General features: G+C 42.3%; 13 protein-coding genes, 1 tRNA gene and 1 pseudogene. 5 read left to right on the plus strand and 10 right to left on the minus strand.

Annotated features, from left to right (window positions below):
• Positions 1–139: 139 nt before the first annotated feature.
• Positions 140–787 (minus strand): hypothetical protein, encoded by a 648-nt coding sequence (locus JUI58_RS03775; RefSeq protein WP_204102412.1) that lies wholly within the window; start codon positions 785–787, stop codon positions 140–142.
• A gap of 156 nt (positions 788–943) precedes the next feature.
• Between JUI58_RS03775 and JUI58_RS03780 the strand changes: the two genes are divergently transcribed.
• Positions 944–1,630, plus strand: a complete 687-nt coding sequence (locus JUI58_RS03780; RefSeq protein ID WP_204102413.1) for an ATP-dependent Clp protease proteolytic subunit — start codon at positions 944–946, stop codon at positions 1,628–1,630.
• Positions 1,631–1,682: 52 nt separating this feature from the next.
• Entirely contained in the window at positions 1,683–2,285 is a 603-nt protein-coding gene (locus JUI58_RS03785; RefSeq protein WP_204102414.1) for an ATP-dependent Clp protease proteolytic subunit, read from the plus strand.
• Positions 2,286–2,338: 53 nt separating this feature from the next.
• Here the strand turns inward: JUI58_RS03785 and JUI58_RS03790 are convergent, their stop codons facing one another.
• Entirely contained in the window at positions 2,339–3,223 is an 885-nt protein-coding gene (locus JUI58_RS03790) for a rhodanese-related sulfurtransferase (protein WP_204102424.1), read from the minus strand.
• 112 nt (positions 3,224–3,335) lie between these two features.
• Between JUI58_RS03790 and JUI58_RS03795 the strand changes: the two genes are divergently transcribed.
• Both JUI58_RS03795 and JUI58_RS03800 read left to right on the plus strand, forming a co-directional pair.
• Positions 3,336–3,408, plus strand: a tRNA-Ala gene (locus tag JUI58_RS03795).
• Between the two features lie 44 nt (positions 3,409–3,452).
• Entirely contained in the window at positions 3,453–4,406 is a 954-nt protein-coding gene (locus JUI58_RS03800; RefSeq protein ID WP_204102415.1) for an alcohol dehydrogenase catalytic domain-containing protein, read from the plus strand.
• 117 nt (positions 4,407–4,523) lie between these two features.
• On the opposite strand, the gene JUI58_RS03805 is transcribed toward JUI58_RS03800, so the two are convergent.
• The 4 genes from JUI58_RS03805 to JUI58_RS03820 all read right to left on the minus strand — a co-directional run bounded on the left by JUI58_RS03805 (position 4,524) and on the right by JUI58_RS03820 (position 7,837).
• Positions 4,524–5,540, minus strand: a complete 1,017-nt coding sequence (locus tag JUI58_RS03805) for an L-histidine N(alpha)-methyltransferase (protein ID WP_204102416.1) — start codon at positions 5,538–5,540, stop codon at positions 4,524–4,526.
• Between the two features lie 103 nt (positions 5,541–5,643).
• On the minus strand, positions 5,644–5,964 hold the full coding sequence (locus JUI58_RS03810) for an AzlD domain-containing protein (RefSeq protein WP_204102417.1): 321 nt from the start codon (positions 5,962–5,964) through the stop codon (positions 5,644–5,646).
• Between the two features lie 8 nt (positions 5,965–5,972).
• Entirely contained in the window at positions 5,973–6,647 is a 675-nt protein-coding gene (locus tag JUI58_RS03815) for an AzlC family ABC transporter permease (RefSeq protein WP_348539829.1), read from the minus strand.
• An 89-nt stretch (positions 6,648–6,736) separates the two neighbouring features.
• Entirely contained in the window at positions 6,737–7,837 is a 1,101-nt protein-coding gene (locus JUI58_RS03820) for a class I SAM-dependent methyltransferase (RefSeq protein WP_204102419.1), read from the minus strand.
• 91 nt (positions 7,838–7,928) lie between these two features.
• Here JUI58_RS03820 and rsmH point away from each other — a divergent pair, with 91 nt between their 5' ends.
• The gene (rsmH, locus tag JUI58_RS03825) at positions 7,929–8,798 is read left to right on the plus strand and encodes a 16S rRNA (cytosine(1402)-N(4))-methyltransferase RsmH (protein WP_204102420.1); all 870 of its coding nucleotides are present in this window, start codon (positions 7,929–7,931) and stop codon (positions 8,796–8,798) included.
• Between the two features lie 76 nt (positions 8,799–8,874).
• Here the strand turns inward: rsmH and JUI58_RS03830 are convergent, their stop codons facing one another.
• From JUI58_RS03830 to JUI58_RS03845, 4 genes and pseudogenes are all read right to left on the minus strand, one after another.
• A complete protein-coding gene (locus JUI58_RS03830) occupies positions 8,875–9,627 on the minus strand; it encodes a Uma2 family endonuclease (protein WP_204102421.1) in 753 nt (250 codons plus the stop codon).
• Positions 9,628–9,698: 71 nt separating this feature from the next.
• Positions 9,699–10,253: a Uma2 family endonuclease gene (locus tag JUI58_RS03835; protein ID WP_204102422.1), complete on the minus strand. Its 555-nt coding sequence runs from the start codon at positions 10,251–10,253 to the stop codon at positions 9,699–9,701.
• Between the two features lie 149 nt (positions 10,254–10,402).
• Positions 10,403–11,788: a photosystem II reaction center protein CP43 gene (gene psbC, locus JUI58_RS03840; protein WP_204102423.1), complete on the minus strand. Its 1,386-nt coding sequence runs from the start codon at positions 11,786–11,788 to the stop codon at positions 10,403–10,405.
• Positions 11,772–11,899 (minus strand): annotated as a pseudogene (locus JUI58_RS03845) (photosystem II D2 protein (photosystem q(a) protein)); the annotation flags it as partial. The gene psbC and the pseudogene JUI58_RS03845, both read right to left, overlap by 17 nt.

An 11,899-nucleotide genomic window follows, 5' to 3' on the forward strand; every position in this document is an offset into this window, starting at 1 on the left:
CGAGAGTGCGTTCCAAGCTGAAACTCTATGCAGTATTCAACGGTTTAAATCAAGGTTTCTCCCTCAATCCCCATCGCCTTGCGTTGGGGTTGTTGAATTTAAATTTTATTACGAAAAGGTATTATTTTTCTTGAATATGCTAGGGCAATTCAAAAGAATCAAAAAAGGTTTGTCGGGCTGAGGAAAAGTTGATTTCGTCTTGTAAAGTGACTTCTAAAATATAAATGCGATCGCGTCCCTGATAAAAGCGCACTGTCATTGTTTCCTGGTCTTCCATCCAGCTTAATTCGCGGCCAGGATAGTCTCCGAGGGCAATTTCAGCCTCGCGAGTGGGAGTTATACCCCTATCTCCAACAAGGCGATCGCGCAACTGAGTGAGTAATATTTCCGTATCGGAAGAGGAAAGCGATCGCAAGGATTGAGAAGAGTAAACCAGAAAACGAGACTCCGATTGCTCGGCATAAAATCCCCTAAAATTTAACATACCCAGAAAGGTAGGGATTTCCCGACCTTTTTGGGCAATTTCTCCCCCAGGCATCCAAACGCTAAAATTTCCCTCTCGATCGACCAATTTACGCCATTGTAGCTTGCCAGAATTAATCGTCAGGACAGAATTAGCAGGTGAAGACTCTTGCAGGGTTTGAATTTCCCTCTCCAATTGATCGTAACCATCCTCAAAGAAATCTGGGCGATCGGGGAAGAATTGCGCCTTCAGAGGCAAACACCAGCCCCAAATGAGAAGAAACGCGGCGATCGCCAAAAGGTTCGGTTGTTGCGGCGAATTCATAGTCAACCCTCCAATCAAGAGACAGTTTCAGCACTCTACCTTCATTTTATAAGTTAAAATCAATAAATAGCCGTTGGCGCTCGGGTCAAACTCTCTGGTTTTTTCCCGCCCAGCCCAAGCAAGAAAAACTTGCCAATTTGTTAACCTAACACAATTATGAACCAACCGATCCGAGCCGTACAAGCGCCTTATCGAGGAGATACAAATTATCGCACCCCTCCTCCAGATTTACCCTCTTTGTTACTCAAAGAAAGAATTGTTTATTTGGGATTACCTCTTGTTTCCCCAGACGAATATAAAGAACAGATGGGACTGGATGTTACCGAATTAATTATCGCCCAACTGCTATTCTTGCAATTTGACGATCCCGATAAACCCATTTATATGTATATCAATTCCACAGGGACTTCTTGGTATGGAGGAGATGCGATCGGTTTTGAAACAGAAGCCTTCGCAATTTGTGACACCATGAACTACATCAAACCTGCCATTCATACCATCTGTATTGGTCAGGCCATGGGAACCGCAGCGATGATTCTCTCTTCAGGTAATAAAGGTTGTCGTGCCAGTTTACCCAATGCGACAATTATTATGCACCAACCCCGTCAGGGAGCGCAAGGTCAAGCCTCAGATATTCAAATTCGCGCCAAAGAGGTGTTAGCCAATAAACAAGCAATCTTAGAAATTTTTGCTAAAAATACAGGGCAAACAGTTGAAAAACTGAGCAAAGATACAGATCGAATGCTTTATCTTACCCCACAACAAGCTCTAGAATACGGTCTGATCGATAAAGTTTTGGCAAGTCGCAAAGATCTTCCGACTCCCGTTCCAGCACTCCCTTAGTTTAGGTTCATTTGCTGTGTTTTGTTAATGTTCTTTATTTGCGATTTTTATCATGCCTATTGGTGTTCCCAGAGTTCCTTATCAAATTCCCGGTCAACCCTATAGTGACTGGATCAATATTTACGATCGCCTCTATCGCGAACGGATTATTTTCTTAGGTCGCGGTGTTAATGACAGCTTGGCGAATCAGATTATTGCGGTTATGCTGTATCTCGATTCAGAAGACCAAAATAAGCCCATTTATTTGTACATTAATTCCCCTGGGGGTTCCGTAACCGCAGGCATGGCAATTTTTGATACTATGCAGCATATCAAATCGGAAGTTGTCACTCTTTGCGTTGGTTTAGCGGCTTCAATGGGAGCTTTTTTACTAACGGCTGGAACGAAAGGAAAGCGTTTAGCACTGCCCCATTCTCGCATTATGATTCACCAACCGTTAGGAGGAATTCAAGGTCGCCGACAAGCCACAGATATCGAAATTGAAGCTAAAGAAATCTTGCGAATTAAGCGACAATTAAACGAAATTATGGCAGAACGAACGGGTCAGGCGATCGACAAGATCGAAAAAGATACCGATCGCGATTTCTTTATGTCTGCTCATGAAGCCTTAGAATATGGCTTAATTGATAAGGTAATTGAAGAGAAAGATATCTAATTTTCTGGTGATTCAATCCTGAAAAGCACGCAAATTGCGTGCTTTTTTTGGGACTAATTTTTGTGTTTTTGTTGCCATTGTCTTTGCCGTTCTTGTTGCCGCGATCGCTTTGCTTCGGTTAAAGTGTGAAAACAATGAGGACAAGAAATTCCTTCTTGATAAGAGGATGAGTCTTTATCAGCCTGGGAAATCGGATGACCGCAACTGCGACATAATTCATATTGTCCCTCTTCTAAGCCATGTTGAACCGCAACGCGATCGTCAAAAACAAAGCATTCTCCTTCCCATAAACTCTCTTCAGCCGGAATTTCTGCTAAATATTTCAGGATGCCACCTTTGAGGTGATAAACTTCAGAAAATCCTTGTTGTAAAAGGTATGCCGTCGCTTTTTCGCAGCGAATTCCCCCCGTACAAAACATGGCCACTTTTTGATGTTTTTTGGGATCGAGATGGGTGCGAACATAATCAGGAAATTCGCGAAAAGAGTGGGTTTGAGGATTTTCCGCACCTTTAAAAGTACCGATCTCAACTTCATAATCATTACGGGTATCAATGACCGTAACTTCAGGATCGTTAATGAGTTCATTCCATCGTTGCGGAGGAATATAAGTACCAACGCGATCGCCAGGATCGGCATCGGGAACACCAAAAGTAACAATTTCTGATTTTAAGCGCACTTTCAACCGTTCAAAAGGCGGTGTTTCCGTTTGAGATTCCTTATATTCTACATTTGCAAAACGGCGATCGCTTTGCAAAAATGCCAAGATTACCGCGATCGCCTCGCGAGGTCCCGCGATCGTGCCGTTAATGCCTTCCGTTGCCAGTAAAATTGTTCCCTTAATTTCCTGTTGTTGGCAAAAGGCAAGAATTTCGCGTTGTTTTTCCCGATAATCTGGCAGGGGAACAAACTTGTAAAACGTAGCAATAATCAGAGTCATAGCGGTTTGCAGGGAAATGGCGATCGCAAGATAAAACTTTTCTTGTTTTTTTCGGCACAAATACCGAATATTGTGTATAATAGCAAAAGTGCTTATAAATAGCAGACAACAAGGGGGTATAGCTCAGTTGGTAGAGCGCCTGCTTTGCAAGCAGGATGTCAGCGGTTCGAGTCCGCTTACCTCCATACAAAACAAATATGCAAAAAATAAGAACTATAAAATAAGAACTATGAAAGGACTTTGGTTGGAAGGCGATCGCCTCGAGTTAAGGGCAAATATTCCCCCGCCTCAGCCTCTTGAAAATGAAGCCTTAGTGAGGGTTTTGCGGGCGGGAATTTGCAATACGGATTTGGAGTTAATTCGCGGTTATTATCCTTATACGGGTATTTTGGGTCACGAATTTGTCGGGGTTGTGGAGGAAGGTGGGGAAGCGTTACAAGGACGGCGAGTTGTGGGAGAGATTAACGCAGCTTGCGGTCAATGTTCGTTATGTCGTCGCGGCATTCCCACCCATTGCGAAAATCGCAGCGTTCTCGGTATTGTGAATCGCCATGGCGCATTTGCGGATTATTTGGCTTTACCGGCTGTTAATTTGCATCCCGTACCCGACCATGTTTCGACGGATGCAGCCACCTTCGTCGAACCCCTAGCCGCCGCTTTGGAAATCCAAGAACAGGTTAGGGTGAAGGAAGGCGATCGCGTTCTTGTGGTGGGGGATGGTAAGTTAGGTCAATTGGTGGCACAAACTTTGGCGCTGACTGGGTGCGATCTTCTGGTGGTGGGACGACATGAGGAAAAGTTGGCCAATTTAGGCGATCGCGGCATTAAAACGGGTTTGATAGATGCCATTACCTGGCGCAGTTTCGATCTTGCGGTAGAGTGTACGGGAAATCCCGAGGGGTTTGATATTGCCCGTCGTGCTTTAAGTCCGAGGGGGATTTTAGTGCTTAAAAGTACCTATGCCGATCGGCTTACTTTAGATGCCTCTGTTTTAGTTGTCGATGAAATCACCCTGATCGGTTCTCGTTGCGGTCCGTTTGCTAAAGCCTTAAAATTACTCGAACAGGAGAAAGTAGACGTAACTTCTTTGATTCAAGCACGCTATCCTTTGGAGAAGGGAGTAGAAGCGATCGATCGCGCTAAACAACGGGGAGTTTTGAAGGTGTTATTGGAAATAAGTTAGAGATTCTCAATTATCGATGGCGATCGCTCTTTTAAAGCATCTCAAATTTGTAAATCTATCGGTATTGAGTATTTTTGCAAAACTGAGATGGCTGAGATGCACCCTCAAAAACACCTATTATGTTATTAGCTGACAAACAATCATTACACGGGAAAGTAGTGCTTCAATGCGATAAGAAATGATTTCCAGTCCAGCTTTCTGAAAATCCTCAAAGATAGCAGGACAACTTGTATCGCTTTCAATAGCATAGGAAAAGAACCGATAAATATTAATGCGATCGCCTTGATTAAACTGCACTATTTTCTGGGAGTTTTTTAGCTTGAATTCAAAACAATAATCTTGTTGAAAGAGAATATCAGTTTTATAACCTCCCCATTTTTCATCAAAATAGCCCACAATTTGTACATCATTGGGGTCAATTCCCAAAAGTTCGATAACATAACGACAAGCTGCCGCAGAAATATGAGTTTCAACCTCAAATTCTTTATTTTTAGCGCCAATAAAATCAACGCCAAAACTAACACAGAGCCATTCTGAAGGTAACATTCTCTCGGCGATATTTTTTAAGACATTAATTCGATCTTTAACATTACAAAATGTACCGCCGATATATAAGTATAAATTATTGATTTGTTCTGAAGTGCGAGCCTGTCTCTTTTCTGCTACAATAGTGGGGATAATCTCCTTTTCAAAATCCCAAAGATGTCCTTGCCAATTCAGATTAGGAAACCACTCTGTGAGTTGAGAATGGGATAGATCGAGAATCCCTTGACTAATATCTAAAGCAATGTAAGAATTGAGAATATCTGAATCTAGAAAAGTCCCTACTAATTTTTTAACCAAGAGAGGATTTGCAGCCCCAATATCGACAATATTCCAGCGATCGCAGTCGGATTCTGCTTGAAAGAGATGAATACAAACATTTTTGAGAAACTTATCATCAGTTTTCGCACTACTCAATCTCGCTTTTTCTTGAGCCTCATTAAATTCTTCCCATTCTTTGACCATATTTCCCTGATAGAAAAACTTAAAGGGAATTTCTTTTTCAGTGTCGAGATAATGAACAATTTCCTCAATCTTATCAGGAGAAAAAACCGAGTAAAATTCAGGTTGTATCGAAGCTGCGATCGCCATTTTTATGATTCGTTAAATAGTCCTATCATATTGATTTTAATATTATCATTATTCCCAGCCATTTCCAAATTGATAAAGCGAACAATTTGCAAAATACAAGGAATTAATTGCCGATCGCCCATTGCCAAGTAAAAAAAGTTAACATTCCGACAACAATAGTGAGTAAGAGATTTTTTCGCCAATAGGCGATCGCGATCGCCGCGATCGCCCCAACAAGTCGAGCATTAGTATAATTAAACTCAATAGTATTACCATCAGGAATTAGGACTTCTGGGACAACAATTGCCGTGAGGATCGCCGGAGGAATATAGCGTAAGGCTTCAATGACAATTGGAGGAAGTTTAATGCGATCACTGGCACCCAAAACAGTATAACGAATACCAAAAGTAACCAAACTCATCCCTAAAACTAAATAAAATTCCATTTTTTTAATTATTGATAACTCTTGAGGCGATCGACACACATTCCAGCCATAATTCCCGCAAAAGCAGCCATGATTAATCCCAGTTTATGAGGAAGAGAATAGCTGAGTAAAGATACACAACTTGTTACTAAAATAGTAGCAAGCATAGGACGATTTTGAATATAAGGAATAATCATACCAATAAACGTAACGCTCATAGCAAAATCTAAACCCCATTTAGCAGCATTGGGAATTAATTGACCAATGGTTAAACCCAGAAATGTACACAGTAGCCAATTTGCATACATAAAAAGCGCTGCTCCTAAATAATACCAATGTTTGTCAGGAGAGCGATCGTTTTGATTGTAACGATTAATGGCGACAGCAAAGGCTTCATCTGTCAGTAAAAAACCAATCGGAATTTTCCAGCGTTGCGATAAATGTTTAACATGAGGAATCAAACTGACTGCATAAAGTAAATGGCGTAAATTGACAACAAATGTGGTCAGAATTATCAAATATAAACTGGTTTGAGAAGCTAAAAGCCCCAACGCAATAAACTGAGAAGAACCTGCAAAAACAAATACAGAAAGTCCCATTGTTCCCCAAAAAGAAAGCCCGCTACTTTTGGCAAGCGTACCGAAAATAATGCCAAAAGGAATTGCACCAATAACAAGAGGAAAAATAGCTCTTGTTCCAGCCATAAATTCTTGTAAAATTGTTGAATTATAATGAGAATTTTCCTCAGACAAAAGATATATCTCCCACGTATAGTCTAAAAATATTGAATTCTCTAGGGTTTACAGGCAATCCAATATTTACTCAACCAGTGTAACTGTATTTCTACATTTTGAAAACCTGTTTCTTTTAAACAATTACTTAAATCATCTCGCACATAATCGCTGTAATATGGCTCGTGAAATATACTGGCAAAATTGCTTAAAACAAGATCAAACTCTGGAATATCTTCCGCTTGTAAGCTATCACAAAGAACAAGAATTCCACCCGGTTTTAAGACGCGATCGCATTCTGCAATAATTTGTTTGCGAATGGATCGAGGTAATTCATGGAAGGTAAAAGTTGATGTAACTGCGCTAAAAAACGCATCGGGATAAGGTAATTTTTCACCTTGACCTCTTTTTAAATTAACAGTTTTACCCAGTCTTTGTTCAGCCTTTTGCAAATAAGGTTCTGATAGATCGATACCATAAAGCGACATTTGTGGGAATGCAGCTTGGATAAATTGTAGCGATCGCCCGGTTCCACAAGCAATATCTAAAATACTCCCCCGCTTGTCAATAATTCCCGCTTTTAAAGGGGCGAGAATTCGCCGTCGCATGGCATCTGCTGCCCCATTAAAGAGCAATTCTACCTGCAAATCGTAAATTTCCGCAGAGCGATCGCTGAGATAACCATCGGTTTGAAAATGGAAATTTTGAAAGTAATATTGAGGATATTCTGGTTCTTTTTTGGCAATTTCAGGGGCAAAATCTTTAAATTTCTTGCTATTAACACGCTGCCATGTTTGCGGATGATCTTGCCAAACAAAAAAGTATGCTTTTAAAAATTCTTCTACATCATTATCAAACAAAATCTCAATCGGATAAATGCCTTCTCGATAATCTTTCCAGTCTATTTCTATTAAGCGATCGCGGTACTCTTTCAATAATTGTAGGGCTTCGGGAGAAAGAGATTGAGTTTGCTTCTCAAGGGAAGGAAAAAACCACTGACGAACTTGACTGGCTATCTCTTTATGAGTCAGCGCAAATAGTGCTTGTCCTGCCTTAAACAGGATGTAAGCGTTTTTCTCCAAAGCATCATCAAGTAAATCAAACATAGTGTAAAATAAGAAGTGTAAAACAAGAATATTAATTTCTGTAACTTTTTTTATCATAAACGCGATCGCGCCATGTTTCAAGATTTTGTTATTGTTGATTTTGTCATTATTAAGGTAAAGTAACAAGAAACCAAACGAAAAGATAGCAATGCCAGATTCTTCATTTCATCATATCCCCGTTTTACAGCAAGAATTAATTGCGGGCTTAAATATTCAAAGTGGAGGGCATTATTTAGATACAACAGTGGGAGGAGGAGGACACAGCCATCTGATTTTACAAGCTGCAGCCAATGTTAAGCTAACTGCCATCGATCGCGACGAGAATGCGATCGCCGCAGCCAAATCAAAGTTACCCCAAAGCGTGCAGTTTTGGCAAGGAAATTTTGCCAATTATCGTCCTCTCAATCTTAAATTTGACGGAATCATTGCCGATCTAGGAGTAAGTTCTCCTCAATTCGACGATGGCGATCGGGGTTTTAGTTTTCAACAAGATGCAGCCTTAGATATGCGAATGGATACCCGTCAATCCTTAACTGCTGCCGAAATTGTTAATCGGCGATCGGAAAAAGAACTGGCTAATCTTATCTATCAATATGGAGAAGAAAGACTCTCTCGACGCATTGCCAGACATATTGTTGAAAAACGCCCTTTACAAACAACCAAAGAACTAGCAGAACTTATTTATTACGCCGTCCCTGCTAAATATCGCCACGCTAAAATTCATCCCGCAACGCGAACTTTTCAAGCCTTGCGAATTGCCGTTAATACTGAATTAGAATCCTTAGAAAAATTAATAGAAATTGCTCCCGAATGGTTGACAATTGGTGGAATAATTGGTATAATTAGCTTTCATAGTTTAGAAGATCGCATCGTCAAACACAGTTTTCGCAATTCCAATTTACTCAAAGTTATTACTAAAAAACCAATTACTGCCCAATCTGAAGAAATCCAAAATAATCCCCGTTCTCGTTCTGCCAAACTCCGCTTTGCTGAAAGAGTAGAGAACTTTACGGGATAGGCGATCGCCGTTTTGAGATTATCAATTTGTTCCTTGCTGAATACTCCTTTAATCCAGCAATTAAGGAGAACTGGCACTAAACCGCATCGGGATCGATGCCATTTTCAATGAGCAATTGCCGTAATCGTTCAGCTTGTTCTCGGGCTTGTTGTTCTCCTAATTCGGCTCGTTCTGCCCGTAGGGCTTGTTGTTCTGCACGTTCCTCAGCAGCCAGTAGCAAATTACCCTCGCGATCCCACCACCGCAACCAAGGGAGGTCGCGATTTTGATAGACCCCTTGCCAAATCCCTAACTCGACCCCTAATGATTCGATCGGGAAATGCCCCCGTTTGTTTGGGGTCACGAGTTGGTAACTGCCGTTAACCAAGCAATACACTTCAACTCGCCGCCGTCGTACCTCATAGATTGCGTAATATTCCGCTTGGATTTGGGTTTCATAGACCCAAAATTTGCCTCCTTCATCGCGATCGCGTTCTTCGACACCATTCCCAGAAACGAATTCCAAGACGATCGCGGGAGGAATCCTCTCTTGCCAGAGGACATAGGAGCGTCTCATCTGTCCATTCAATAAGGGCGGAATATTGGGAACGTAGAACCAATCGGGAGATACCACACCTTTAAGCGGTGGGTTGGTAACTTGCCAATAAATGCCGCAATCTTGCCCGATATCGTAACATCCGTCAGGATGAAGGAGAGCCAATATAGGGCAAATGGATGTGGTAATGAGGATGCTTTGGGGGTGTTCTTGGAAGTTTTTCACAAAAGTATCATCTTCGCAAGGTAACTGGGTATGGTCGGGTAATGGAATAGTTGTTGGGGTAACGATCATGGTTCTTAAAGAGTAGAGATTCTTTTATACTATTACGCTTTCGCAATGGAGACGGCGATCGCACCTCCTATTCAAAGCGATCGCATCAATCGCCGAACTTCAACCCTAACATCGGGAAATGCTAACGGTGTAACCCAACCATCCGTTAGCGTTAACTCTGTCTCATAATTCCCATTGTGTAAATCTCGAAACACCTTCAAACGCAAATTTTTGAGGTCTACTACCCAATATTCTTGTATTCCCGCATTGCTATAAATATCTTTTTTCCGCACTAAATCCTTACTTAAAGTCGTGTTAGCAAATTCAATTAAGCAAAAAATATCTTCCGGATAGGGGTGATGTTCTAAATAAACTAAACCCAACGGCTTCGCAATAGTAATATCTGGTATGGGTTCGGAATTGTTAGGAAGAATAATCGGTTTTGCATCCCGAATTTGAACGCGATCGCCCAATAATCTTCTCAATTCGTCGGCAACGGCGGTATTGTAATAAGCATGAGTTTCTCGTTCGGGTGACATAACGATAATCTCTCCCTCTAATAACTCCACAAATTCGCGATCGAAGATTCCCGCTTCGATGGCTTGATGATAGCGTTCGATTGTCCATTGATAGGTTGTTACAGTCATGGCGATCGCATTAATCTCAGTTGGTTAATCTCAGCATAACAATTACATTAATTTGTCTGACAAAAGCATAACTAACTGTTAGCAGCAAAAACTCCCGCCCGAAGGCAGGAGTTTTTTACTCAAATTAGAATCGCTCTAATCCCTCAATTCTAGTCGAGGTCAGGCATAGAGAGAACCGGTTCGGTTTCGCGTTCGATTCCTTTCTCAAAACCAGCCGCAGCCGCACGAGCGCGTCCAGCGTGCCACCAGTGTCCGATCAAGAAAAAGAACCCTAACACAAAGTGAGCAGTTCCCAACCAAGCACGAGGGTTAACGTAATTAAACGAGTTCGGCTCGGTAATAATGCCACCAACCGAATTGATAGATCCGTTCGGCGCATGAGTCATGTATTCAGCAGCACGACGTAATTGCCAAGGCTGAATATCATTTCTGAGCTTGTCTAAGTCCAAGCCATTCGGTCCGCGTAAAGGCTCCAGCCAAGGTCCTCGGAAATCCCAGAAACGCATGGTTTCGCCACCAAAAATAATTTCTCCAGTGGGAGAGCGCATCAGGTACTTACCCAAACCTGTCGGTCCTTGAGCAGAACCAATATTTGCACCGAGGCTTTGGTCGCGAGCAAGGAACACCATCGCTTGAGCTTGAGAGGCTTCGGCGTTGGTGGGTCCGTAGAATTCGCTGGGATAAGCCGTGTTGTTAAACCAGACATAGAAAGAGGCAATGAAAGCCATCAAAGATACAGCAGCCAAGCTGTAAGACAGATAGGCCTCTCCCGTCCAAATCAAGGCACGACGCGCCCAAGCGAAAGGCTTGGTCAAAATGTGCCAAACACCGCCGCCAATGCAAATCAGTCCGATCCAGACGTGACCGCCAATAATATCTTCCATATTATCGACGCTGACAATCCAACCTTCGCCGCCAAAAGGTGCTTTGATTAAGTACCCGAAAATGACAGCAGGATTTAAAGTTGGATTGCTGATAATTCGGACATCGCCGCCACCGGGAGCCCAACTATCGTAAACACCGCCAAAGAACATGGCTTTAAAAACCAACAGCAAAGCACCGCAACCTAACAGGATGAGGTGATAGCCGATAATATTGGTCATTTGGTTTTTATCAGCCCAATCGTAGCCGAAGAAATCAGAATAATCTTCTAAAACTTCAGGTCCGCGAATGGCGTGATAAATACCGCCCAAGCCAAGAACGGCTGAGGAAATGATATGCAGTACGCCAACAACAAAATAAGGGAATGTATTGATGACTTCGCCACCGGGTCCGACACCCCAGCCTAAAGTAGCGAGGTGAGGAAGGAGAATACAGCCCTGTTCGTACATGGGCTTATCGATGTTAAAGTGGGCGACTTCAAATAAAGTCATTGCCCCAGTCCAAAAGACGATCAGTCCGGCATGGGCGACGTGAGCGCCAAGCAGTTTACCGGAAAGTTCGATGAGACGGGCATTTCCTGCCCACCAGGCGAAGCCGGATGATTCTAGATCGCGGCCTGCGCCGGCAAAAGATGTATTAGAGAGCGTTACCACGCGGCAATACCTCCTCGGGGAATTTAAAGTTTTGATGGGGTTGGTCTTCGGGAGCTAACCAAGCTCGCAGACCTTCATTTAACAGGATATTCTTGGTGTAGAATGTCTCAA

Origin of the sequence: Spirulina sp. CCY15215, assembly GCF_016888125.1 — a bacterium.
Taxonomy (GTDB): domain Bacteria; phylum Cyanobacteriota; class Cyanobacteriia; order Cyanobacteriales; family Spirulinaceae; genus CCY15215.